General features: G+C 60.7%; 25 protein-coding genes. 11 read left to right on the top strand and 14 right to left on the bottom strand.

The features are described 5' to 3' along the window. Positions 1 to 25: 25 nt before the first annotated feature. Genes ACJ8PI_RS23610 through rfaD form a run of 4 tightly spaced genes read right to left on the bottom strand, consistent with a single transcriptional unit; the run spans position 26 to position 4,155 of the window. The gene (locus ACJ8PI_RS23610) at positions 26 to 1,192 is read right to left on the bottom strand and encodes a glycosyltransferase (protein WP_164134777.1); all 1,167 of its coding nucleotides are present in this window, start codon (positions 1,190 to 1,192) and stop codon (positions 26 to 28) included. Continuing rightward, positions 1,189 to 2,154 (bottom strand): lipopolysaccharide heptosyltransferase RfaC, encoded by a 966-nt coding sequence (rfaC, locus tag ACJ8PI_RS23605; protein ID WP_164134778.1) that lies wholly within the window; start codon positions 2,152 to 2,154, stop codon positions 1,189 to 1,191. The genes ACJ8PI_RS23610 and rfaC overlap by 4 nt, the downstream gene beginning before the upstream one ends. Before the next feature lie 2 nt (positions 2,155 to 2,156). Beyond that, on the bottom strand, positions 2,157 to 3,203 hold the full coding sequence (rfaF, locus tag ACJ8PI_RS23600) for an ADP-heptose--LPS heptosyltransferase RfaF (RefSeq protein ID WP_060439587.1): 1,047 nt from the start codon (positions 3,201 to 3,203) through the stop codon (positions 2,157 to 2,159). Between the two features lie 22 nt (positions 3,204 to 3,225). Continuing rightward, complete coding sequence (gene rfaD, locus ACJ8PI_RS23595; RefSeq protein ID WP_016929696.1) at positions 3,226 to 4,155, bottom strand: ADP-glyceromanno-heptose 6-epimerase; 930 nt, start codon at positions 4,153 to 4,155, stop codon at positions 3,226 to 3,228. Between the two features lie 240 nt (positions 4,156 to 4,395). On the opposite strand from rfaD, the gene kbl reads away from it, so the two are divergent. Together kbl and tdh are read left to right on the top strand one after the other, a co-directional pair. Further along, complete coding sequence (gene kbl, locus ACJ8PI_RS23590; RefSeq protein WP_033636462.1) at positions 4,396 to 5,592, top strand: glycine C-acetyltransferase; 1,197 nt, start codon at positions 4,396 to 4,398, stop codon at positions 5,590 to 5,592. A 9-nt stretch (positions 5,593 to 5,601) separates the two neighbouring features. Further along, positions 5,602 to 6,627, top strand: a complete 1,026-nt coding sequence (tdh, locus tag ACJ8PI_RS23585) for an L-threonine 3-dehydrogenase (protein ID WP_033649729.1) — start codon at positions 5,602 to 5,604, stop codon at positions 6,625 to 6,627. A 41-nt stretch (positions 6,628 to 6,668) separates the two neighbouring features. Here the strand turns inward: tdh and ACJ8PI_RS23580 are convergent, their stop codons facing one another. From ACJ8PI_RS23580 to gpmM, 3 genes are read right to left on the bottom strand one after another with little or no spacing between them, the layout of a single operon-like run. Next, on the bottom strand, positions 6,669 to 7,619 hold the full coding sequence (locus ACJ8PI_RS23580; protein ID WP_074026839.1) for a divergent polysaccharide deacetylase family protein: 951 nt from the start codon (positions 7,617 to 7,619) through the stop codon (positions 6,669 to 6,671). A gap of 2 nt (positions 7,620 to 7,621) precedes the next feature. Further along, positions 7,622 to 8,956 carry a murein hydrolase activator EnvC gene (envC, locus tag ACJ8PI_RS23575; RefSeq protein ID WP_033649727.1) on the bottom strand — a complete coding sequence of 445 codons (1,335 nt, stop codon included), beginning with the start codon at positions 8,954 to 8,956 and terminating at the stop codon, positions 7,622 to 7,624. A 9-nt stretch (positions 8,957 to 8,965) separates the two neighbouring features. After that, complete coding sequence (gene gpmM / locus ACJ8PI_RS23570) at positions 8,966 to 10,510, bottom strand: 2,3-bisphosphoglycerate-independent phosphoglycerate mutase (RefSeq protein ID WP_047570034.1); 1,545 nt, start codon at positions 10,508 to 10,510, stop codon at positions 8,966 to 8,968. Between the two features lie 297 nt (positions 10,511 to 10,807). On the opposite strand from gpmM, the gene ACJ8PI_RS23565 reads away from it, so the two are divergent. The 5 genes from ACJ8PI_RS23565 to cysE all read left to right on the top strand — a co-directional run bounded on the left by ACJ8PI_RS23565 (position 10,808) and on the right by cysE (position 13,991). Next, positions 10,808 to 11,242 (top strand): rhodanese-like domain-containing protein, encoded by a 435-nt coding sequence (locus ACJ8PI_RS23565; protein ID WP_033649725.1) that lies wholly within the window; start codon positions 10,808 to 10,810, stop codon positions 11,240 to 11,242. Between the two features lie 28 nt (positions 11,243 to 11,270). Further along, positions 11,271 to 11,519, top strand: coding sequence for a glutaredoxin 3 (gene grxC, locus ACJ8PI_RS23560; RefSeq protein WP_004931142.1), 249 nt, complete (start codon positions 11,271 to 11,273; stop codon positions 11,517 to 11,519). Between the two features lie 57 nt (positions 11,520 to 11,576). Further along, complete coding sequence (gene secB / locus ACJ8PI_RS23555; protein WP_004931139.1) at positions 11,577 to 12,047, top strand: protein-export chaperone SecB; 471 nt, start codon at positions 11,577 to 11,579, stop codon at positions 12,045 to 12,047. Continuing rightward, positions 12,047 to 13,066 (top strand): NAD(P)H-dependent glycerol-3-phosphate dehydrogenase, encoded by a 1,020-nt coding sequence (gene gpsA, locus ACJ8PI_RS23550; protein ID WP_033636456.1) that lies wholly within the window; start codon positions 12,047 to 12,049, stop codon positions 13,064 to 13,066. The genes secB and gpsA overlap by 1 nt, the downstream gene beginning before the upstream one ends. A 103-nt stretch (positions 13,067 to 13,169) precedes the next feature. Beyond that, complete coding sequence (gene cysE / locus ACJ8PI_RS23545; protein WP_004931135.1) at positions 13,170 to 13,991, top strand: serine O-acetyltransferase; 822 nt, start codon at positions 13,170 to 13,172, stop codon at positions 13,989 to 13,991. 61 nt (positions 13,992 to 14,052) lie between these two features. Here the strand turns inward: cysE and ACJ8PI_RS23540 are convergent, their stop codons facing one another. The 5 genes from ACJ8PI_RS23540 to cpxR all read right to left on the bottom strand — a co-directional run bounded on the left by ACJ8PI_RS23540 (position 14,053) and on the right by cpxR (position 18,260). After that, the gene (locus ACJ8PI_RS23540) at positions 14,053 to 14,724 is read right to left on the bottom strand and encodes a DUF3313 domain-containing protein (RefSeq protein WP_164134779.1); all 672 of its coding nucleotides are present in this window, start codon (positions 14,722 to 14,724) and stop codon (positions 14,053 to 14,055) included. A 104-nt stretch (positions 14,725 to 14,828) separates the two neighbouring features. Beyond that, positions 14,829 to 15,602: a CHAD domain-containing protein gene (locus ACJ8PI_RS23535; RefSeq protein ID WP_060426987.1), complete on the bottom strand. Its 774-nt coding sequence runs from the start codon at positions 15,600 to 15,602 to the stop codon at positions 14,829 to 14,831. Positions 15,603 to 15,653: 51 nt separating this feature from the next. Next, positions 15,654 to 16,127 (bottom strand): tRNA (uridine(34)/cytosine(34)/5-carboxymethylaminomethyluridine(34)-2'-O)-methyltransferase TrmL, encoded by a 474-nt coding sequence (trmL, locus tag ACJ8PI_RS23530; RefSeq protein ID WP_033636451.1) that lies wholly within the window; start codon positions 16,125 to 16,127, stop codon positions 15,654 to 15,656. A gap of 43 nt (positions 16,128 to 16,170) precedes the next feature. Continuing rightward, positions 16,171 to 17,565, bottom strand: a complete 1,395-nt coding sequence (gene cpxA / locus ACJ8PI_RS23525) for an envelope stress sensor histidine kinase CpxA (RefSeq protein WP_033636450.1) — start codon at positions 17,563 to 17,565, stop codon at positions 16,171 to 16,173. After that, the gene (gene cpxR, locus ACJ8PI_RS23520; RefSeq protein ID WP_004931124.1) at positions 17,562 to 18,260 is read right to left on the bottom strand and encodes an envelope stress response regulator transcription factor CpxR; all 699 of its coding nucleotides are present in this window, start codon (positions 18,258 to 18,260) and stop codon (positions 17,562 to 17,564) included. The genes cpxA and cpxR overlap by 4 nt, the downstream gene beginning before the upstream one ends. A gap of 148 nt (positions 18,261 to 18,408) precedes the next feature. Between cpxR and cpxP the strand changes: the two genes are divergently transcribed. From cpxP to ACJ8PI_RS23500, 4 genes are all read left to right on the top strand, one after another. Then, positions 18,409 to 18,888, top strand: a complete 480-nt coding sequence (gene cpxP / locus ACJ8PI_RS23515; protein WP_060423739.1) for a cell-envelope stress modulator CpxP — start codon at positions 18,409 to 18,411, stop codon at positions 18,886 to 18,888. A 132-nt stretch (positions 18,889 to 19,020) separates the two neighbouring features. Then, positions 19,021 to 19,923: a CDF family cation-efflux transporter FieF gene (fieF, locus tag ACJ8PI_RS23510; protein WP_033636449.1), complete on the top strand. Its 903-nt coding sequence runs from the start codon at positions 19,021 to 19,023 to the stop codon at positions 19,921 to 19,923. A 231-nt stretch (positions 19,924 to 20,154) separates the two neighbouring features. Next, positions 20,155 to 21,117 carry a 6-phosphofructokinase gene (gene pfkA / locus ACJ8PI_RS23505; RefSeq protein WP_004931116.1) on the top strand — a complete coding sequence of 321 codons (963 nt, stop codon included), beginning with the start codon at positions 20,155 to 20,157 and terminating at the stop codon, positions 21,115 to 21,117. 186 nt (positions 21,118 to 21,303) lie between these two features. Next, positions 21,304 to 22,293: a sulfate ABC transporter substrate-binding protein gene (locus tag ACJ8PI_RS23500; RefSeq protein WP_164134780.1), complete on the top strand. Its 990-nt coding sequence runs from the start codon at positions 21,304 to 21,306 to the stop codon at positions 22,291 to 22,293. A 65-nt stretch (positions 22,294 to 22,358) separates the two neighbouring features. On the opposite strand, the gene tpiA is transcribed toward ACJ8PI_RS23500, so the two are convergent. Beyond that, positions 22,359 to 23,126 carry a triose-phosphate isomerase gene (gene tpiA, locus ACJ8PI_RS23495; protein WP_004931113.1) on the bottom strand — a complete coding sequence of 256 codons (768 nt, stop codon included), beginning with the start codon at positions 23,124 to 23,126 and terminating at the stop codon, positions 22,359 to 22,361. 127 nt (positions 23,127 to 23,253) lie between these two features. Then, a complete protein-coding gene (locus tag ACJ8PI_RS23490; RefSeq protein ID WP_049234145.1) occupies positions 23,254 to 23,838 on the bottom strand; it encodes a DUF1454 family protein in 585 nt (194 codons plus the stop codon). Between the last annotated feature and the right edge of the window lie 91 nt (positions 23,839 to 23,929).

Here is a 23,929-nt window from a genome sequence, read left to right as displayed (position 1 = left end):
GCGTATTTTCCGGCTCACGTTTCAATTAAGCGATAAAGGATCGCAGCGTGTCGTCGAATTCAACTTTGAACTGAGCATAGTTAAAATGTTCCGCAGGATAGCGCTGCGCATTTCGGCTCAGAGTCTGGTAGGTTTCTCGCTCCAGCAATTTCTCAACGGCATCCGCACAGTCGATATGCGACAGCAGCTTGGGCGCGACCAGGCTGTCGGTCAACGGATCGTAGACCTCATGCGGGAAGTCGACCTCGATATCGGTGAGCTGCCGGTGTTGTTCGATGGTGACCGACGGCGTCAGGCCAATGCCGCAGACCCCGTCTTTCACCGCTTCCGGCTGGCCGTCGACCTGCGGGAAGATGACCGGCACGCCGAAATAGAGCGATTCCATGCAGGACAAGCCGAACGGCTCGGTGATCGGCGTGCTCATGTAGATGCGCGTGCGATTGAAGAAGCCGGCGACGTCATCCTGATAACCGCTGAAGGTGACGCGATCGCCGAGCTGTAGCCGGGCCGCCAGCGCCTCGAACGCCGCGCGATCCGGCCCTTTGCCGGCCACTTCCAGCGTGACGTCATGCCCGCGCCGCAGCAGTTCCTGCATCATCAATAATGACACGCTGATGCCTTTCAGGCTGACCAGGCGTGAGGCAGTGCCGATCCTGACCGGCTGCGACAGGGTTTTCGGCGCAGTATCGATCCCCGCCGGCGTTTTGATGCGGTTGATCACCACGTGATTTGGGCAAGGCAGATTAAAGCGCAGCTCCATCACCCGCTTCGACGCGTGTGAGGCGGAAATGACGCCGTCCAGCATGGCGAAGAAGCGCAGCGTCTTTTTATTCTTGGGGTAACGCCAGGAGCAGCCGTGATCGTAGTAAACCAGCTTGCCGCGCTTGGGTTTGGCCGCCAGCCCCGGCACCAGGTCCCAGACGATCACCACGTCGGCGTTCGCCCGCTCGATTTTCCACTTCAGCAAAAATTTGCGCAGGAACTGCGGGCAGCGCAACGGCAGCGCATTGATCAGGCGGTTGGCGAAGGTGACGGGCTGATGCGCAGGCAACTGGCGGCGGATTTCTTCGCCAATGTCGCCGCTGATGCACAAGACCTGGTTGCTGCCGTCGGTGGTATCGTTGATGTACTGCAGGAACAGGCGTTCGACGCCGCCCATTTTACCCAGGTTGATAATGTGCAGTTTTTTCATGCTATAACCTTTTGCAACGCCTGCCATGCCGTATCGGCGTCGATTGTCGCCATGCTTTTTTCCGGCGAAATCAACGAGTGCTGATTTTGCCCGTAGCCGCCGATCAGGCCGGGATCGGTCGGCCCGAACAGCGTGATGTTCGGTTTGTCGAGCGCGGCGGTCAAATGGCTGAGTCCGGTGTCGACCGAGACCACGCCCTTGGCGCCGGCCAGCACCTCGGCCACCTGCTGCAGGCTGAGCTTCGGCAGCACTTCGACATGTGAAAAACCTTCCGCCAAGCGCAGCGCGCGCTGATGTTCATGCTCTGCACCCCACGGCAGTTTGATCTTCAACCCGCTGTCCGCCGTCAGCGCGATCAGCTCGCGCCAGTTTTGCTCCGGCCAGTGCTTGTCGTCACGCGTCGTCGCGTGCAAAAACACCAAATACCGCCCGGCATCGGCCGGCGGGCTGCTGAGAAAGCGCGCGGCGATGGCGTAATCGCCGTAGCTTCCCGGTTTATCGTAGCCAAGGCTTTTGGCGAACAGTTCGCGCGTGCGTTCCACCGCGTGCTGCTGCTTGTCTATCTCATGGCGCACGTTGTAGAACCAGCTGGCGAACGGCTCGCGCGCGCTCTTGCAGCCCAGGCCATGTTTTTTGCCTTTGGCGATGCGCGTGATCAGCGCGGCGCTTTTGATCAGGCCCTGCGCGTCGATCACTACGTCATAACGGCGTTCTTGCAGCGCGCGCTTGAAGTCGCAGCGCTGTTGCCGGGTGTCGTTGCCGAACCAGTTCTTGCGCCAGCGGCGAATGGCCACCGGGATCACGCGATCCACCGCCGGGTGCCAGGTCGGGATTTGGCTGAAACCTTCTTCCACCACCCAGTCGAAGCGGATATCGGGAATGGCCTGCAGCGCGTCGGTCAGGGCGGGCAGCGTATGCAGCACGTCCCCCATTGAGGAGGTTTTTACGATTAACACCTGCATGACTATTCCTCGCTGGCGACAAGTAACGGCGTCAGCGCGTCCAACACTTGCTGCGGCTGAATATCGATCAAACTTTGGTGGTATCCCTGCTCGGCATCGCCCTTACGCACCTTGTGGTAGCCGCTGATCAGGCGAATTACCCGCGCCTTGTCCGAGAGCGGCGGCGTGAAGTCGGGGCTGCTCGGGCCGTACAAGGCTATCAGCGGTTTGTTCAACGCTGCGGCAACGTGCATTAAACCGGAGTCGTTGCTGACCACCGCCCGGCAGGCCGCGATCAGGATCACCGCCTGCTCCAGCTGGGTTTTTCCGGCCAGGTTAAGGCAGAAATCGCGGGCGTCTTCCTGCAGCGCGGCGCGGATCTGTTCGCCGGCCTCGTGGTCTTTCGCCGAGCCGAACAGCGCGATCTGATAGCCGTTCTCGATCAGCCGCTGAGCCAGCGCCGCGTAGTGATAGTGCGGCCAGCGTTTGGCGGGGCCGAACTCCGCACCCGGGCAGAAGCCGACGATCGGCCGGCTGTCGGTCAGGTTGAAGGCCGCGGTGGTGTCGGCGATCTCTTCGTCGCTCACCTGCAGCTGTGGCCACAGCAGCGGCTGCGGCAGATCGTCGGCGCGCTGAATGCGGCCTTTGTCATAGGCCAGCGCCACGTAGCGCTGCACCATCAGCGGGAAGGCCGCCTTGTCGAGCACGCGGACGTCGTTCAGCAGGCCGTAACGCATTTCGCCCCGCCAGCCGGTGCGCTGCGGGATATCGGCGAAGAAGGGCACCAGCGCGGATTTGAATGAGTTGGGTAGAACGTAAGCGCGATCGTAACGGTTGGCGCGCAGGGCGCGCCCCAGGCGGCGGCGCTCGCCGAGCCCCAGCGCGCCGTGGCCCAGCGGCATCGCCAGCGCCTGATTGACTTCCGGCATGCGCGCCAGCAGCGGGCGGCACCAGGCCGGCGCCATCACATCGATCTCCGCCGACGGGTATTCGGCCTTCAGGGTGCGATAGAGACTTTGCGACATCATCATGTCGCCAACCCAAGAAGGGCCGATAACCAGTATTTTCATACCCAGCGTTAATTCCTTCTGCTTATGCGGTGCGGTTCAACCAGGCCATGTACTCTTTCACCCCTTCGGCGACCGTTTTGAACGGTGCGTCGTAGCCGGCGGCGCGCAGCTTGGTCAGATCGGCCTGGGTGTACGCCTGATAGCGGCCCTTCAGCTTCTCCGGGAACTCGATGTATTCCACCGCGCCCTTCTGGTGGAAGTCCACCACCGCGTCGGCCACCGCCTGGAAGGTTTCCGCCCGGCCGGTGCCGCAGTTGAAGATGCCGGATTTGCCGGTTTCCCAGAACCACAGGTTAACCGCCGCCACGTCGCCGACGTAGATGAAGTCACGCTTGAAGTTTTCGCTGCCGGCGAACAGTTTCGGGTTTTCGCCGCGGTTGATCTGGGTATTCAGGTGGAAGGCGACGCTGGCCATGCTGCCTTTGTGGCCTTCGCGCGGGCCGTAAACGTTGAAGTAGCGGAAGCCGCAGATCTGCGAGTCCGCTTCCGGCAGGATCTCGCGCACGTACTGATCGAACAGGAATTTGGAGTAGCCGTACACGTTGAGCGGCGCTTCATACTCACGCTCTTCGATGAACTCTTCGCGGCCGCCGTAAGTGGCGGCGGAGGAGGCGTACAGGAACGGGATTTCGCGATCCAGGCAGTAGTGCAGCAGGTCTTTGGAGTACTGATAGTTATTGTCCATCATGTACTTGCCGTCCCACTCGGTGGTCGCGGAGCAGGCGCCTTCGTGGAAGACCGCTTCGATATCGCCCAGATCGTCGCCGGCCACGATGCTGGCGATAAAGTCTTCTTTATCGATATAGTCGGCGATGTCCAGATCGACCAGGTTGACGAACTTGGTGCCGTCTTTCAGGTTATCCACCACCAGGATATCGCGATATCCCTTGTCGTTCAGTGCCTTAATGATGTTGCTGCCGATCATGCCGGCGCCGCCTGTGACGATAATCATTGGGTTACCCCTGCTAAGCTGCCTGGCGGGGCACAATGCCCCACGCTCAATGGCGGTTATAATAGCATTTCATGCCGCGGCAAACAGCGGAAGGGCTCCGAATATCCCGCATTGCCATTGAAGTCCGCTTTTTGCCGTGATATCTGCTGCAATTTTAATATTCTCTCCCGCGCATTCTCGTCAGTTTGGTTACAAATCAGTAAAATATGCCGCAAATAGCCCAATCCTGGAGATAACCGAATGTCAGCGTCTTTTTATCAGCAGTTGGAACAACAGCTTGCCGCCACTCGCAGTGAAGGGCTGTTCAAGGAAGAACGCATCATCACCTCCGCGCAACAGGCGGATATCGCCGTTGCCGACGGCAGCCATGTGATCAACTTCTGCGCCAATAACTACCTGGGCCTGGCCAACCATCCGGCGCTGATCGCCGCCGCCAAGTCGGGCATGGACAGCCACGGCTTCGGCATGGCGTCGGTGCGCTTCATCTGCGGCACCCAAGACAGCCACAAGCAGTTGGAACAGAAACTGGCGGCCTTCTTGGGCATGGAAGACGCGATCCTCTACTCCTCCTGCTTCGATGCCAACGGCGGGCTGTTCGAAACCCTGCTCGGCCCGGAAGACGCCATTATCTCCGATGCGCTGAACCACGCGTCGATCATTGACGGCGTGCGCCTGTGCAAGGCCAAGCGCTATCGCTACGCCAATAACGACATGGCCGAGCTGGCCGCGCAGCTGAAGCAGGCCAAAGCCGACGGCGCGCGCCATATCCTGATCGCCACCGACGGCGTCTTCTCGATGGACGGCGTGATCGCCAACCTGAAAGGGGTGTGCGATCTGGCGGACGAATACCAGGCGCTGGTGATGGTGGATGACTCCCACGCGGTGGGCTTTGTCGGCGCCAATGGGCGCGGCACCCATGAATACTGCGAAGTGATGGGCCGCGTCGATATCATCACCGGTACGTTAGGCAAAGCGCTGGGCGGCGCGTCCGGCGGCTACACCGCCGCCAGGAAAGAAGTGGTGGAGTGGTTGCGCCAGCGTTCGCGCCCGTACCTGTTCTCCAACTCGCTGGCGCCGGCGATCGTCGCCGCGTCGATCAAAGTGCTGGAACTGCTGGAAGAGGGCGATGCCCTGCGCGATCGCCTGTGGGCCAACGCGCGTCTGTTCCGCGAAAAAATGACCGCCGCCGGCTTCACGTTGGCCGGCGCCGATCATGCCATCATCCCGGTGATGCTGGGTGAGGCGAAGCTGGCGCAGGAATTCGCCAATGCGTTGCTCAAGGAAGGCATCTATGTGACCGGTTTCTTCTATCCGGTGGTGCCGAAAGGCCAGGCGCGCATCCGTACCCAGATGTCTGCCGACCACACCCCGGAGCAAATCGAACGCGCAGTGGCGGCGTTTACACGTATCGGTAAGGATCTTGGCGTTATTGCATAAGGTAAAACCATGAAAGCACTGTCAAAACTGAAAGCGGAAGAAGGGATTTGGATGACCGACGTGCCTCAGCCGGAGCTGGGCCACAACGACATCATGATCAAAATCCGCAAAACCGCGATCTGCGGCACCGATGTGCATATCTACAACTGGGACGAGTGGTCGCAAAAAACCATTCCGGTTCCGATGGTGGTCGGCCATGAATACGTCGGCGAAGTGGTGGCGATCGGTCAGGAAGTCAAAGGCTTCAGCATCGGCGATCGCGTGTCCGGCGAAGGCCACATCACCTGCGGCCATTGCCGCAACTGCCGCGGCGGCCGCACGCACCTGTGCCGCAACACCGTCGGCGTGGGCGTGAACCGTCCGGGCAGCTTTGCGGAATACCTGGTGATCCCGGCGTTCAACGCCTTCAAGATCCCGGATAACATCTCCGACGAACTGGCTTCGATCTTCGATCCGTTCGGCAACGCGGTGCACACCGCGCTGTCGTTCGATCTGGTTGGGGAAGACGTGCTGGTGTCCGGCGCCGGCCCGATCGGCATCATGGCGGCGGCGGTGTGCAAACACGTCGGCGCTCGCCATGTGGTGATCACCGACGTTAACGAATACCGCCTGGAACTGGCGCGCAAGATGGGTGTGACCCGCGCGGTGAACGTCAGCAAGGAAAACCTCAGCGACGTGATGGCCGAGCTGGGCATGACCGAAGGGTTCGACGTCGGTCTGGAAATGTCCGGCGCGCCGCCGGCGTTCCGCACGCTGCTCAATGCGATGAACCACGGCGGGCGCATCGCCATGCTGGGCATTCCGCCTTCGGATATGTCGATCGACTGGAACCAGGTCATCTTCAAAGGGCTGTTTATCAAAGGGATTTACGGCCGCGAAATGTTCGAAACCTGGTACAAGATGGCGGCCCTGATCCAGTCCGGTCTGGATTTGAGCCCGATCATCACCCACCGATTCTCGATCGACGAGTTCCAGCAGGGCTTCGACGCCATGCGCTCCGGCAAGTCGGGTAAAGTGGTGCTGAGCTGGGATTAATCTCGGCAGACGTGACAAGGGCCGGAATTCCGGCCCTTTTTTTACGCTTGTGGTTTGGCTTGCGTCCAGTGCTGCCAATGACGCTTGATGAAGGTCACCGGCGGCGAGGTGGCGATGCTGTCGGCGATGACGCCCAGCGCGGTGCCGGCGTTGGTTTTTTCCTTCGGCGGTTTGACCTTGCACTGCTTGATGCCGCCGCTGAACGGGTTCTTCGGCTGCGGTTTTTGCGGTTTGACCGGCGGTGGGACGTAGCCGCCGCCGTTGCCCTGCGGTTCGTTCAGCAGCGCGCTCGGCTTGACCAGCACGATATCGGCGGGCAGCGACGGCAGCATCTGCTGCAGCACCCTCACCGTCGCCGGGCGCGGGTGGCCGATGGCGATGGCGGAGCCGTTGCGCCGCGCCAATTCGACCGCGCGGTTGAACTGGCGGCGGATGTCGGCTTCGTTCGCGGTATCGTCGAGGAACACCTTGCGTTTGATCACCTTCACGCCGGTGCCGGCCGCGGCGCGGGTCGCCTGGCTGCTGCCGATGGTCATGCTGTCGAGGAAATACAGTCGGTAGCTTTCGAGCGCCTGCATCACTTTCTGCATGCCCGGCAGGCTGGAGGTCATGGCGCTGCCCATGTGGTTGTTCATGCCGACCGCGTAGGGCACGTTGTTCACCGCGTTACGGATGATGCGCTGGATCTCGTCGCTGCTCATGGAAGGCTGCAGGGTATCGCGCTCCAGCGGCTGCTTGCTGAGCGGCGCCATCGGCATGTGGATCAAGACTTCGCGGCCCTGGCTGTGGGCGCGGGTGGCCATCAGGCGGGCATGCGGCGCGTTGGGCAACACCGCGACCGAGATCGCCGTCGGCATTTGCAGCACCGCGTTTTCTTCGTGAGGGCGGTAGCCCACGTCATCGATGACGATGGAGAGTTTTCCTGCCTGCGCAGCGTAAACCTGCAGCAGACAGCCTATTAACAGAGCTGTACGGGTTTTGACATAGCGCAAATCTATCTTCCCAACCACGGCAGTGGGTTAACCGCCTGTCCCTGACGACGGATTTCGAAATAGAGCGACGGCGTTCCCTGGCCGCCGCTGGTGCCGACCAGAGCGATCGGCTGGCCGGCGCGCACCTGCGCCCCGACGTTGACCAACGCGCTCTGGTTGTAGCCGTACACGCTCATGTCGCCTTTACCGTGTTCGACCACCACCATCAGGCCATAGCCTTGCAGCCAGTCGGCCAGCAGCACGCGGCCATCGGCGACGGCTTTCACTTCGCTGCCTTCGCGGGCTTCGATCACCATGCCTTTCCAGCGTAGCTCGCCCTGCTGCTGTTCGCCAAAGCCGTGCAGCGTGCGCCCGCGCACCGGCCACATCAGCTGGCCGGCCGGACGACCGAGGCCGCCGGTTCGCGCCATCAGCGAGCGATCGGCTTCGCTAGGTTTGTAGGTGGTGCCGGTTTTCTTCGCCTGCTGCTCCTTGATGCGCACCTGTTCGCGCACCTTGGCCGCTTCACGCGCTTCGCGTTCGGCGCGCGCACGGGCTTCGCGCTCCGCCCGGGCGATCTTGTCGCGCATGCGGGCTTCGTTCTGGCGCAGTTCCACCAGGCGTTGTTGGTCTTTTTCCAGCGAGGCTTCCAGCGCGGTCAGCGTTTTCTTGCGGGCGCCGCGCGCCTGCTCCAGCTTCTGCTGCTGCGTCTGTTGCTCGCCCAGTAAGGATTTTTGCTGGCCCTGTTTGGCCACCAGCGTGGTTTTTTGCTTCGCCAGCTCGGCGCGGGTCTGCTTCAGCTCTTCGATGGTTTTCTGACGCGCTTCGTTCAGATAGCCGAAATAGGCCAGAATACGTTCGCTGCGCTGGCTTTCTTCACCGCTGAGGATCAGCTGCACGGCGCTGTGCTGCCCTTGCCGGAAGGCGGCGTCGAGCTGTTTGGCGAGGAGGTTTTGTTGGGTTGATTGCTGCTTTTGCAGTTTGGCTATCGAGGCGTTCAGGCCGGCAATGTCCTTGCCCAACTGGGTGAGCGTGCTCTGGGTGTCGCGCAGCTGGCGGCTGGCCTGGGCGATGGTTTTTTCCTGCTGACGCAGCTGATCCTGCAGCGAGCTGCGCTGCTGTTGCTGCTGCTTCACCGCCTTTTCTTTCTCGGCGATGCTCTGCTGGATGTCTTTCAGCTGGGATTTATTGTCCTCCGCCGCCTGGCCGGCGAGCGGCAACAGCAAGACGCCAGCGCAAAATACGCTGGCGCACATGGCGGTGAACGTCCTTGGCGCGGTGCGTTCAGGCAGCGGCCGGCTGCCTGCGTTTGCGCTTCGGGTTACCCTTGATAGTGCAAAAAACGCCTTCTCCCTCATGGAGAAGGATTATTCCACGATGAACAGCGGCTTACCAGTCATCTCTTGCGGGATTTCCATTCCCATCAGCGTTAACAGGGTTGGCGCGATGTCCGAAAGCTTGCCGCCTTCGACCGCCCGCGCCGGTTTACCGACGTAAATCAGCGGCACCGGCAGGCTGGTGTGGGCGGTGTGCGCCTGGCCGGTGGCCGGATCGCGCATCTGCTCGGCGTTGCCGTGATCGGCGGTGATCAGCAGCTGACCGTCGACGTCGCGCACCGCATCAACCACCTGGGCGATGCAGGCGTCCAGCGTTTCCACCGCTTTGACCGCCGCTTCATACACGCCGGTATGCCCCACCATGTCGCCGTTCGGGTAGTTGCAGATAATGGCGTCGTATTTGCCGCTGCGGATGGCGCTCAGCAGCTTGTCGGTCAGCTCGGCGGCGCTCATCTCCGGCTGCAGATCGTAGGTGGCGACCTTCGGCGAGTTGACCAGCACGCGGTCTTCGCCCTTGAACGGCGCTTCCACGCCGCCGTTATAGAAGAAGGTGACGTGGGCGTATTTTTCGGTTTCCGAGATGCGCAGCTGGGTTTTGTCGTGCTTCATCAGCCATTCGCCGAAGGTGTTGGCCAGCGACGCCGGCGGATAGGCGCAGGCGGTCGCGATGTCGGCGGCGTATTCGGTCAGCATCACGAAATCGCCGAACTGCACCTGTTTGGCGCGCGGGAAACCGTCGAAATCCGCGTTCACGAAGGCGCGGGTGATCTGGCGCGCGCGGTCGGCGCGGAAGTTCATGAAGATCAACGCGTCGCCGTCCTGCATCGCGGCATCGGCCTCACCGGCGGCGCGTATCACGGTCGGTCTGACGAACTCGTCGTTTTCACCGCGCTGATAAGCGGCCTGCAGCCCGGCGATCGCATCCTCGGCCACGGCGTCGCCTTTGGCCGCGGTCAGCAGGTCATAGGCCAGCTGCACGCGATCCCAGCGGTTGTCGCGGTCCATCGCGTAGTAGCGGCCGATCAGCGAGGCGATGCGCCCGACGCCCAACGCGGCGAAGGCGTCGCGGCAGCGTTGCAGCGGGGCTTCGGCGCTGCGCGGCGGCGTGTCGCGCCCGTCGAGGAAGGCGTGCAGATAAACCGCTTTGGCGCCGCGTTGGGCGGCAAGCTTGATCATGGCCAGAATGTGCTCGTCATGGCTGTGCACGCCGCCCGGCGACAGCAGGCCCATGATGTGCACCGCCTTGCCGGCCGCTACGGCCTTATCGACCGCGGCGGTCAGCACCGGGTTGGCGAAGAAGTCGCCGTCGGCGATCGCTTTGTCCAGCCGGGTCAGATCCTGGTACACGATGCGCCCGGCGCCCAGGTTGACGTGGCCGACTTCGGAGTTGCCCATTTGCCCATCGGGCAGGCCGACATCCAGCCCGGAGGCGGCGATCAGCGTATGCGGCTGCTCCCGCCACAGGCGGTCCATCACCGGAGTGCCGGCGTTCAGGATCGCGTTGTCCTGCCGCTCTTCACGGTGGCCGTAACCGTCCAGGATCACCAGAACCATCGGTTTTTTGTTGCTCGACATTGCATTGACCTCTTATGAACTTTTTAAGCTGCGAATAGCCATGCGCCCGCCGCAAGCATGGCTATTCACCCTCGAAAAACCGGCTGATTTTACATCGCCGCCGGCGATAAATAGCCCAAAGAGATCAAGGTTGCGGCGAATCGCGCGGGCTTTTATGCTCTGACGTCGGGAATTTCTCAGCGCAGCCCGCAGTTTCTGCAATCGCGCTTGCTTATTGGCTGTATTTGCCGCACTCGGCAGGTATACTCTGGAACCTTGACTTATTTATCCCTTAACTGACGGGAGTTGTTACACCCCATGCTGCAAGAAATTATGCCATTCGTAAGCAGACACCCTATTCTGAGCCTGGCTTGGATCGCTCTGCTGGTCGCCGTGATCGTCATGACCTTCAAAAGCCGTTTCTCCAAGGTCAAAGAGATCGCCCGCGGTGAAGCTATTCGTCTGATCAACAAAGAAGAAGCCGTGGTGGTCGACACCCGCAGCCGCGACGATTTTCGCCGTGGTCACCTGGCCAACGCCATCAACCTGACCGCCAGCGAAATCAAAAGCGGCAGCCTGGGCGAGCTGGAAAAACACAAAGCGCAGCCGATCATCGTCGTGTGCGCCAACGGCACCGCCTCCCGCGAGCCGGCAGAGAACCTGAGCAAGGCCGGTTTTGAAAAGGTGACTATGCTGAAAGACGGCATTTCCGGCTGGAGCGGAGAAAACCTGCCGCTGGTGCGCGGTAAGTAACCGTTTAACCTATTTGAGGTGGCAATCCATGGCTAACATTGATATCTACACCAAAGCGACCTGTCCGTTCTGCCATCGCGCCAAGGCGCTGTTGAACAGCAAGGGCGCGGCGTTTAACGAGATCGCCATCGACGGCGATAACGCCAAGCGCGAAGTGATGATCGAGCGCAGCGGGCGCACCACCGTGCCGCAGATTTTCATCGATGGCCGGCATATCGGCGGCTGCGATGATTTATATGAACTCGATGCTCGCGGCGGCCTGGATCCACTGCTTTAAGCAGCTTGCCGGTTCACCGAGTGTCAATAAGGACGTTTAACCAAGGGTATTACTCACATGTCAGAACAAAACAGCACCGAAATGGCTTTCCAGATCCAACGTATTTATACCAAGGACATCTCTTTCGAAGCGCCGAATGCGCCGCAGGTTTTCCAGCAGGAATGGCAGCCGGAAGTTAAACTTGATCTGGATACCGCGTCCAGCCAGCTGGCTGACGAAGTGTATGAAGTGGTACTGCGCGTAACCGTGACGGCGACCCTGGGCGAAGAGACCGCGTTCCTGTGCGAAGTGCAACAGGCGGGCATTTTCTCGGTAGCAGGCATCGAAGGCACGCAGCTGGCGCATTGCCTGGGCGCATACTGCCCGAACATCCTGTTCCCGTATGCGCGCGAGTGCATCACCAGCCTGGTTTCCCGCGGTACGTTCCCGCAGCTGAACCTGGCACCGGTCAACTTTGACGCGCTGTTCATGAACTATCTGCAGCAGCAGGCGGAAGGCGAAGGTGCCGCACCACATCAGGATGCCTGATGAACACCGTCAATGCTTCAATGACTGTCATCGGTGCCGGCTCGTACGGCACCGCATTGGCCATTACGCTGGCGCGTAACGGCCACACCGTGGTGCTGTGGGGGCATAACCCCGCGCAAGTTCAAACGTTGCAGCAAGATCGCTGCAATCAGGCGTTTCTGCCCGACGTTCCCTTCCCCGATACCCTGCTGCTTGAAGCCGATTTGGCGCGGGCGCTGGCGGCCAGCCGCGACGTGCTGGTGGTGGTGCCGAGCCACGTGTTCGGTGACGTGCTGCGCCAGCTGAAGCCGCATCTGCGCCCGGACGCCCGCATCGTGTGGGCTACCAAGGGGCTGGAAGCGGAAACCGGCCGGTTGCTGCAGGACGTAGCGCGTGAGGCGCTGGGCGAGGCGATCCCGCTGGCGGTGCTCTCCGGGCCGACGTTCGCCAAAGAGCTGGCCGCCGGCCTGCCGACGGCGATCGCGCTGGCGGCGACCGATGCGCAGTTCGCCGACGATCTGCAACAGCTGTTGCACTGCGGCAAGAGCTTCCGCGTCTACAGCAATCCCGATTTCATCGGCGTGCAGCTTGGCGGCGCGGTGAAGAACGTGATCGCCATCGGCGCCGGCATGTCCGACGGCATCGGTTTTGGCGCCAACGCCCGCACCGCGTTGATTACACGCGGGCTGGCGGAAATGAGCCGTCTGGGTTCTGCGCTCGGCGCCGATCCTTCGACGTTCATGGGCATGGCGGGGCTGGGGGATCTGGTGCTAACCTGCACGGACAACCAATCGCGCAACCGCCGCTTCGGCATTATGCTGGGGCAGGGCAAAGGCGTGCAGGAAGCGCAGGACAGCATCGGTCAGGTGGTCGAGGGCTATCGCAATACCAAAGAGGTGTTGGCGCTGGCGCAGCGGCACGGTGTGGAAATGCCGATCACCGAACAGATTTATCAGGTGCTTTACTGCCATAAAGACGCCCGCGAAGCGGCGCTGAGCCTGCTGGGGCGAGCCCGAAAGGACGAAAAACCCAGCGCGTGACATAAAACGATATGTCGGGGCAGCATGCTGACCCCGCTAATGACCTGGGCCGCTTCGCGCTACCGTGTGAAGCGGCCCGTTTGGCAAGGCAGAGGGGAATGTGATGTCGTCAGAAGAGTTGGAACAGGTCTGGAACAGCATTAAATCAGAAGCGCGAGCACTGGCTGATTGTGAACCGATGCTGGCCAGCTTTTTCCATGCGACGTTGCTCAAGCACGAGAACCTGGGCAGCGCGCTCAGCTATATGCTGGCCAACAAGCTGGCGACACCGATCATGCCCGCCATCGCGGTGCGCGAGGTGGTGGAAGAGGCCTACAAGTCCGACAACCAGATGATCGTGTCGGCGGCGCGCGATATCCTCGCGGTACGGCTGCGCGACCCGGCGGTCGATAAATACTCCACGCCGCTGCTTTACCTGAAAGGGTTCCATGCGCTGCAGGCTTACCGCATCGGTCACTGGCTGTGGCAGCAAGGGCGGCAAGCGCTGGCTATCTACCTGCAAAATCAAATTTCCGTCGCCTTCGGCGTGGACATCCACCCGGCGGCGACCATCGGCTGCGGCATCATGCTCGACCACGCCACCGGCATCGTGATCGGTGAAACGGCGGTGGTGGAGAACAATGTCTCTATCCTGCAGTCGGTCACCCTGGGCGGTACCGGTAAAACCAGCGGCGACCGTCACCCGAAAATCCGCGAAGGGGTGATGATTGGCGCCGGCGCCAAAATTCTCGGCAATATCGAAGTGGGCAAGGGCGCGAAGATCGGCGCGGGCTCGGTGGTCTTGCAGGCGATACCGCCGCACACCACCGCCGCCGGCGTGCCGGCGCGCATCGTCGGGCGGCCGGAGAGCGACACGCCGTCGATGGATATGGACCAATACTTTAACGGCACCAATCATGGCTTCGAGTACGGCGACGGTATTTGAGCGCCGTTTGCGTAGCCATTCAGGGGGAGCTTCGGCTCCCCCTGCGTTTTTCCGGCGGCGGTCAGCCCTGTTTCGGGAAGTTGGTGATATCGGTAACGATGTCGTCGATCGCCGCCTTGACGTCATCCGCCGTGACCGGCGTGCTGTCGTTGCTGACGGTTTTACCGTAGGCCTTGCGTACCACTTCCATCACCGTTTTACCGGTATCTTGGTCGATCAGCTCGCCTTCGATATACAGCGCGGTATTTTGCGTCCGGTGCCCGGTAGCAGCCATGGTGCTGGCGACCACCGCGGCGACCGGCACCACCTCATAGAATTTCATGTCTTCATTTTCGGCGGAAACGGCGGTGATGGCGAGCTTGGCCACCAGCACGCGCGAGCCCGTCGGGCTTGGCAGAATGGTGAAGCGGTTCTGCAGCGCGGTTTTGATCCGCTGGGTCGCGTAGGCCTTAATCTTGTTCAGTGTGTCCTGGCTGACGCGCGCCGTGGGTTTCTCCGCCGGGAAATAGACCACCGGTTGGAAATAGAGGCCGCGATAGTTGGATTCCTTGTAGCTTGGGTCTATCCAGCGCAGCGTTTTATGGCCGCTTGGCGAGGTGGTTTCCTGCAGTTTGCTGTAATCGGACAAGAAGCCCGAATACTGCGACGTTTGGGTGACTTTGGACGAACAGCCCGCCAGCAACAGGCCCGCTGCCAGAACCGCCATGGCAACGCTCAAGCGTTGTTTCTTCATATGGTTTCCTATGATGAGTGGTGATTACCCTTACAAAACATAGCGCATTATCTACGCCTCATCGGGCATTTTCGGGGCCGGGCGTGCCCTGCCGCGGTCTTTTTTCAGGATCGTGATGCGCCGCCGGTTTTCGCCGTCAGCGCCGACGATAAGGCGGCGAGCAAGTCGTCCGCCTTGGCCAGCGTCTGGCGTTGCTCAGCTTGCCACCGGGGCAACAAGGGCCAGAGATCCGCCTGATGTTCTGCCTGCAGGCACCAGACCTCACGATCGTGCCAGTCGCCGAGGGCGCTTTGCGCCGCCTTGAGGCCCGCCATCGCGGCGGGAGAGAGGGGGAGGCGTTGCGGATAGGCTTCGGCCGCGTAGCGCAGGCGCTTTATCAGCAGCCGCAGGCGGTGGCGATCGTAGCCGGTATCGGCCAATGCCCGGCGCAATTGCTGTTGCTGGCGCTGCAGGCGTCGGTTCAGGCGGTGTTTGGCGGTGCGTCGCGCGGTGCGGCGGAAGCGGCGCGGCCAGGTGTGCAACAGCGAGGGAAAGTCGATGATCTGCGGATGGGCGAGCAGTTGACGGTAGCGGGCCTGAAGATCGCTCTGGCGCACGTTGGCCTGCCAATCCAGGCGATGGCGCGCCAGTTCGGCGATCAGCACCTCGAGATCGCGCAGCGGCGTCGTGAGCCTGCCCAACTCGGCGGCGGCCCGATCGAGCCGCGTTGCGCCGGGGCAGCCGCGCAACGGGCGCAGCAGGCTGCGAATGCGGCGCAGACAGACGCGCAAGTCGTGCAGCGCTTCGGTGTCTTGCGCCTGTTGCAGCCGCAACAGCGCCTCGTTCAGCGCCGGCTCAAGCCGGCGAAGCTGGGTGACAATATCTGCGACGAAAACCATGTGCCGTGCTCTGGAGAGGATGACCCTTTCAGTATGGCGCGTCGTCGCGGATTACGCCTTGATCAGCGCGCCGGCATAGTCCAGCTGCCGCCAGGCCTCATACACGACCACCGAGACGGCATTCGACAGGTTCATGCTGCGGCTTTGCGCCTGCATCGGGATGCGGATTTTTTGCTGCGCAGGCAGCGCATCGAGGATATCGGCGGGTAACCCGCGCGTTTCCGGGCCGAACAGCAGGTAGTCGCCGGCCTGATAGCTGACGGCGCTGTGCGCCGGCGTGCCTTTGGTGGTGAGGGCAAACAGCCGTTGCGGCTTTTCGGCGGCGAGAAAGGCGGCGTAATCGGCATGACGGCTGACGCGGGTGAACTCATGGTAGTCCAGCCCGGCGCGGCGCAGGCGCTTGTCGTCCCACGGGAAACCCAGCGGTTCGATCAGGTGCAGGTTAAAGCCGGTATTGGCGCACAGGCGGATGATATTGCCGGTGTTGGGTGGAATTTCGGGTTCAAATAAAACGATGTTCAGCATGTTGCAGGCCCCTCGTGAACGAGGGGCGCAGGATAGCAAACTCTTACTGTTCTGTCTTAGTCGACAGACGTTGATGATGCAGCGGCAGCCACAGCACCAACCGCAGGCCGCCAAGCGGACTGTCTTCGGCCTTCACCCAGCCGCGATGCTGGTTGATAGCCGCCTCGACTATTGCCAGGCCGAGGCCGGTGCCGCCGGATTCGCGGTCGCGCGCCTCGTCGGTGCGATAGAACGGACGGAAGATCTGCTCGCGGTCTTCGGCGCTGACGCCGGGGCCGTCGTCGTCAACCTGGATGGTCACGCCCTGATTGTCGGCGCTGAACGCCACGGCGATGCGGGTGTGCGAATAACGCAGGGCGTTGCGCACGATGTTTTCCAACGCGCTGTCCAGCGCGCTCGCGTTGCCGAACAGCGTCCATGGGCCGGGCGGCGCGGTGATCTCCAACTGCTTGCCCATCTGTTCCGCTTCGAAACGGGCGTTGTCCAGCACGTCGGCCCACAGTTCGTTGGCCTTCAGCTGCTCGCGCGCCAGCTCGCTCTTCTGCTGACCGCGCGACAGCGCCAGCAGATCGTTGATCATCGAATCCAGCCGCTGCGCTTCGGTTTCGATGCGCGCCAGTTCGTGGCCTTCGCCGTGGCGGCGGCGCATCAGCGCGGTGGCCAGCTGCAGGCGCGTCAGCGGCGTGCGCAGCTCGTGCGAGATGTCCGATATCAGGCGTTGCTGAGCATTCATCATGCGTTCCAGCGCGCTGACCATCTGGTTGAAGCTGGCGCCGGTGGCCAGGAATTCCTGCGGGCCGGCCTCCAGTTCCGGATGCTGCTTCAGGTTGCCGCGCGCTACTTCATCGGCGGCGTTTTTCAGCTTGCGCGCCGGTTTCGCCAGGCTCCAGGCCAGCCACAGCAGCAGCGGGGCGCTGATCAACATGGTGACGATCAGCAGCAGCAGCGGCCGGTCGAACATCAGGTTGATGAAATCGGATTGCGGGCTGTTGGCGGGACGGATCAGGTACAGCTGGTAGTTGTCTTCGCCGTCGCGCACCGCGAACGGCCCTACCAGCTCGACGCGGCCGTACTTTTTCTTCTTCGGATGATCCGAGTTGTCGGATTGGCCGATGAAGTTGCGGACGATCTGCATTTCATTGCGCTGCGCGCCGATCACCCGGCCTTCGCTGGTGACCAGCAGCAGGCGTTGGCCCGGCGGCGCCCATTTGTCGATGGCGCGGAACAGGCGGCGCCACCACATCAAATCGTTGGCCGGATCGTTTTGCAACTCGGCCTCGACGTGCTGTTCCAGCATCAACCCCTGCCGCTGTTCGCTGTCGAGCAGCGAAGTCATTTGGCGGGAGTCAAGCTTGGGCACCATCAGCACCAACATTAGCACCAGGGCTAACGTGAACCAGAAAATGGCGAAGATGCGTGCCGTCAAACTGTTGATCATGTTGCAGATACCATCAAATAACCACGCCCGCGCAGGGTTTTGAACCACGGATGCCCGTCTTTGCGATCCGGCAGCTTACGCCGCAGGTTGGAGATGTGCATGTCGATGGCGCGATCGAACGGGGTCAGGCGTTTGCCCAGCACTTCCTGGCTCAGCAGTTCGCGCGACACCACCTGGCCGAGATGCTGCGCCAGCAGGTAAAGCAGGGTGAATTCGGTGCCGGTCAGATCCAGCACCTGGCCGTCGAAGCTGGCCTCCTGGCGACCGGGGTTCAGCTGCAGGCCATCGACATCCAGCGTCGGGGCGCCGCTGTCGACCTGCTGCTGCTGTTCGCTCCAGTTGGAACGGCGCAGAATGGCGCGAATGCGCGCGACCAGCTCGCGATCGTTAAAGGGTTTCGGCAGGTAATCATCGGCGCCCAGCTCCAGGCCCAGCACGCGGTCCAGTTCGCTGCCGCGCGCGGTCAGCATGATGACCGGCGTCTGGTGATGTTGGCGCAGTTCTTTCAGCGTATCGATGCCGTTTTTCTTCGGCATCATGATGTCGAGCAGCAGCAGATCGACGGAGCTGTCCAGCAGCGACAACGCCTGCTCGCCATCGTGCGCGACGACGATATTAAAACCTTCCATTTCAAGCAGTTCTTTTAACAGCGAGGTCAACTCGCGGTCGTCGTCAACTAACAGAATCTTGTTCATTATGATTTACCTCCAGACGCAAAATACGTCATCAACTGTTGCCATTCCATGACTTTACGTAGTTTTACATGCACTGACGCAGGTTTTCAGGTGTAGCGGTACACTGCTCCTCGTTGATTCGCAAAGTGAGAAAGCTTGAGGAGTTGAAATGCGTAAGGTGACCGCATTAGTTATGGCATCACTGCTGGCAATTGGTTCGACCGCTGCCTTCGCTGCCGACACTATACCGGACACAGCCCAATCTCCCGGCAACGACGCGATGACCCGAATACCCGGCCAACACCATATGTTCGACGGTGTCAGCCTCAGCGAACAGCAGCGCCAGCAAATGCGCGATTTGATGCGCCAGGCCCGGCACGATCTGCCTGGTGTCAATGTAGCTGAAATGGAAGCCATGCATAAACTGGTGACCGCAGAGAAATTTGACGAAGCCGCCGTGTATGCCCAGGCGGAAAAGATGGCCCAACAGCAGGTCAAGCGCCAGGTCGAAATGGCCCGGGTGCGCAACCAAATGTATAACCTGCTGACGCCAGAGCAAAAAAGTGTTTTAGACCAGAAGCATCAGCAGCGTATGCAGCAGATGGAGCAACAAATTTCTGGTTTGCAGCAAGCTTCTGCCCAGAAGTGAAGTACGACTGAGTAGTCCCCTGTTTTTCCTTGCCATAGACACCATCCCTGTCTTCCCCGCCATGATGGCGGGGTTTTTTTTATCCGACATTTCGCTATATTGAGCGCCACACCTTTTGACCGGGATCCCTTGATGGAACAGCGCTATGCACGCCTGGTAAAGTCCGCTGCGTTGGCCGCTACCGCGCTGGCGTCGTCACTGCTGTTGATCAAAATCGTCGCCTGGTACCACACCGGTTCGGTCAGCCTGCTGGCGGCACTGGTAGATTCGCTGGTCGATATCGCCGCCTCGCTGACCAACCTTCTGGTGGTGCGCTATTCGCTGCAGCCGGCCGATGCCGAGCACACCTTTGGCCACGGCAAAGCGGAATCGCTGGCGGCGCTGGCGCAAAGCATGTTTATTTCCGGTTCCGCCCTGTTTTTGTTTCTCACAGGCTTCCAGCATCTGTATGCGCCGCAAACGCTGCGCGATCCCGGCGTCGGGGTCGTCGTGACGGTGATCGCGTTGATCAGCACTCTGATTCTGGTCACCTACCAACGTTGGGTGGTCAGAAAAACGCGCAGCCAGGCGGTGCGTGCAGATATGCTGCATTATCAGTCAGATGTCATGATGAATGGTGCTATTCTTATCGCTCTTGGGCTAAGCTGGTATGGCTTCCGGCGGGCGGACGCGCTGTTCGCGCTGGGCATCGGCGTTTACATCCTGTATAGCGCGCTGCGCATGGGCTACGAAGCGGTGCAGTCGCTGCTGGATCGGGCGTTGCCGGATGACGAGCGCCAGGCGATTATCGAGGTGGTTTCCTCCTGGCCCGGGGTGAAAGGCGCGCACGATCTGCGCACGCGGCAGTCGGGGCCGACGCGTTTCATCCAACTGCATCTGGAGATGGAAGACACGCTGCCGCTGCGCGAGGCGCACCGGTTGGCCGATCAGGTGGAACAGGCGCTGCGGCAACGTTTTTCGGGGGCGGACGTCATCATTCACCTGGATCCGTGCTCCGTGGTGCCGCCGGGTAGGCAGGGGCATTGGGAGCTATAATCAGATAGAGGCACAGATCGAAGTATTATCATGAATATCTGAGTTAGCTCAGCGTGCCATGCGGTATTTTTACCGTTATATTGCGTGACTTGAATCAATTCAGCTGGGTGTTTTTGATATAATATCCAGCAATAAGCCGTAAAGCTGGTTTTCTGCAGCCGGAGAGGTTTCAAGACGATCGGCGGAGACAGAATTCTTAAGAAATTGCATCTACACAGTTCAGAGGTAGTCATGATCAAGAAAATCGGTGTACTGACGAGCGGCGGTGATTCGCCGGGTATGAACGCTGCAATCCGCGGCGTTGTGCGTTCTGCGCTTTCAGAAGGTCTGGAAGTTTTTGGTATTTACGATGGCTACCTTGGCTTGTACGAAGATCGCATGGAGCAGCTGGATCGCTATAGCGTATCCGACATGATCAACCGCGGCGGCACCTTCCTCGGCTCTGCCCGCTTCCCGGAGTTCAGGGATGAAAACGTGCGCGCCAAGGCGATTGAAAACCTGAAGAATCGCGGCATCGACGCGCTGGTGGTGATCGGCGGCGACGGTTCCTACATGGGCGCCAAACGCCTGACGGAAGAAGGCTTCCCGTGCATCGGTTTGCCGGGCACCATCGATAACGACGTTGCCGGCACCGACTACACCATCGGTTACTTCACCGCGCTGGAAACCGTGGTGGAAGCGATTGACCGCCTGCGCGATACCTCCTCTTCGCACCAGCGTATCTCCATCGTGGAAGTGATGGGCCGTTACTGCGGCGATCTGACGCTGGCGGCGGCGATTGCCGGCGGCTGCGAATTCATCGTGCTGCCTGAAATCGAATTCAACCGCGAAGATCTGGTGTGCGAAATCAAGGCCGGTATCGCCAAGGGTAAAAAACACGCCATCGTGGCGATCACCGAGCACATCTGCGACATCGATGAGCTGGCGCGCCACATCGAGCAGGAAACCAAGCGTGAAACCCGCGCCACCGTGCTGGGCCACATTCAACGCGGCGGTTCACCGGTTGCCTACGACCGCATCTTGGCCTCGCGCATGGGCGCCTACGCCATCGAGCTGCTGCTGCAGGGCTACGGCGGCCGCTGCGTCGGTATCCAGAACGAAAAAATGGTGCACCACGACATCATCGACGCGATCGAAAACATGAAGCGTCCGTTCAAGGGCGACTGGCTGGAAACGGCGAAAAAACTGTACTGATACGCCGCTCACCGCACGACAAAAGAGCCTCCGCTTGCGGGGGCTTTTTGATGCCCGCCGGCGATATATTCCGTAATCATCTATCCCAAAATTTTTTATTCTTTAATTGCCGGGAAAGTTTCTGGCAGGCTCTGATGCTAAACCAACCGATTGAGGTTGCGCTTAATTTTCTGGGAGAGCCTGTCGATGCGTAAATGGGGTGTAGGTCTGACATTGGTGTTGTTGGCGTCCGGCGCCATGGCGAAGGATATTCAGTTGCTGAACGTGTCATACGATCCGACGCGTGAGTTCTATCAGGCTTACAACACGGCATTCAGCAAGCACTATCAGGCGGAAACCGGCGACAAGGTGACGGTGCGCCAGTCGCATGGCGGATCCGGCAAGCAGGCGACCTCGGTGATCAACGGCATCGAGGCCGACGTGGTAACGCTGGCGTTGGCCTATGACGTCGACGCCATCGCTGAACGCGGGCGCATCGAGAAAGACTGGATCAAGCGCCTGCCGGACAACTCGGCGCCTTACACCTCGACCATCGTCTTCCTGGTGCGTAAAGGCAACCCGAAACAAATTCACGACTGGCCCGATTTGATCAAGCCGGGCGTGTCGGTGATCACCCCGAACCCGAAAACCTCCGGCGGCGCCCGCTGGAACTACCTGGCCGCCTGGGGCTACGCGTTGCACCACAACAACAACGATAAGGCCAAGGCGCAGGACTTCGTCAAAAACCTGTACAAGAACGTCGAAGTGCTGGATTCCGGCGCGCGCGGCGCGACCAACACCTTCGTTGAGCGCGGCATCGGCGATGTGCTGATCGCCTGGGAAAACGAAGCGCTGCTGGCGGAGAAAGAGCTCGGCAAAGACAAGTTCGAGATTATTACGCCGAGCGAATCGATCCTGGCCGAACCGACGGTGTCGGCGGTGGATAAGGTGGTCGATAAACGCGGTACCCGCGATGTGGCGACCGCCTACCTGAAGTATCTGTATTCGCCGGAAGGGCAGACCATCGCGGCGCAGCACTATTACCGTCCGCGCGATGCGGCGGTGGCGGCCAAGTTTGCCGGGCAGTTCCCGCAGCTGAAGCTGTTCACCGTGGATGACACCTTCGGCGGCTGGACCGAAGCGCAGAAGGTGCACTTCGCCACCGGCGGCGTGTTCGACGAGATCAGCAAACGCTGATGCCGGTTGAGCGGCAATAAAAAACCCCGGCAAGCCGGGGTTTTTTTATGGCAGGCCTAAGGGAATCAGGCTTTTTTCGCTGCGGCAGCGGCTTTGACGATCACGGCGAAAGCGTCGGCTTTCAGCGAGGCGCCGCCAACCAGCGCGCCGTCGATGTCCGGCTGAGAGAACAGCTCTGCGGCGTTCTTGTCGTTCACCGAACCGCCGTACTGGATGATGATTTCAGCGGCAACCGCGGCATCGTGCTTGGCGATGTGGTCACGGATAAATTTGTGCACGGCCTGCGCCTGCGCAGGGGTAGCGGATTTGCCGGTGCCGATGGCCCAGACCGGCTCATAGGCGATCACGGTGCCTTTCATCGCCGGTGCGCCCAGCGTTTTCAGCACGGCGTCGATCTGGCGCGCGCACACTTCTTCGGTTTTGCCCGCGGCGTTTTCCGCTTCGGTTTCACCGATGCACAGCACCGGGATCAAGCCGGCTTCTTTCAGCACGGCGAATTTCTCGGCGATGACTTCGTCGCTTTCTTTGTGGTAGGTGCGGCGCTCGGAGTGGCCGATGATGATGTACTGGGCACCGACGTCTTTCAGCATGTTGGCGGAAACTTCACCGGTGAAGGCGCCGGACAGGTTAACGTCCACGTTCTGCGCGCCCAGCGCGATGCGGCTGCCGGCCAGCGCGTGCTTGGCCTGATCCAGATACATCACCGGCGGGGCGATGGCGACGCCACAGCCGTCAACGCTGCTCAGCTCATTGCGCAGGCCGGCGATCAGTTCGTTGACCATGTGGGTGCTGCCGTTAAGCTTCCAGTTACCCATAACTAATGGATGACGCATGTTTTTTCCTCCAACTAGGGAACGCGAGAGTCGAAATGACAACTGCCGGACCGGCAGTTTACCTGCCCAACAGTATAGAGATCATTAAGCGCGAAGGCTTTGCTTTTCGTCATTAAATGCCGCGCCGTTACGGCTCGGAAAGCGCCAGCTTAATCGGTTCAACCGCGAAGGTTACGCCTTTATCGCCGTTGTCCGAAACGACATAGCGAATGGCGCCGACCTGCTGTTGGTAAAAGCGCGATCCTTTGCCTTTTTCCAGCAGGCTGTTCACCTTGTTCTGGCTCTGTTCCACAGTCAACGCCGGTTCGAACTGGCGCATCAGCGCCGCCATGTAGCTGATGGCGATGGCGCGCGCGGCTTTTTCTTCATTGGTCTGCTGCAGCGGCAGATGAGTGATCTGCAACGTTTTGATTTTACCGGTGCCTTTCTCCAGCGCGGTGGAGGCGTACAGGTTTTCGTTGAGTTTGCTGGCGGCGCGCGTCAGCAGCGGCGAATCGTCTTCGGCGGCGGGAATGGCGCGGAATTCGCCAATCGGCAGCTTCGGGTTGTCGCGGTTGTATTTTTCGCGGAATTTGACCACCGTCAGATCGAACGTCGGCGCCCCGGCCAGCAGGTAAGGTGCGGCGGGCGTCGCTTCGGTGGGCGGCGGATCGGCCCAGGCGCTGGCGGCCGCCTGCAGCAGGCAGGCGATGACGAGGGTTTTTCTCAGCATGGCGTATGGCATCAAGGACAAAGATGGCTCCGATTAAAGCGATAACCCGCGGGGCTTGTCAAAGATCCCACGCCATTATCGGTTCGCTGAC

The sequence above is a fragment of the Serratia sp. CY82433 genome (assembly GCF_052166535.1).
GTDB classification, from domain to species: domain Bacteria; phylum Pseudomonadota; class Gammaproteobacteria; order Enterobacterales; family Enterobacteriaceae; genus Serratia; species Serratia sarumanii.
The sequence above is the reverse complement of the archived record's forward strand: the minus strand, read 5'-3'. Positions and strand labels throughout refer to the sequence as shown.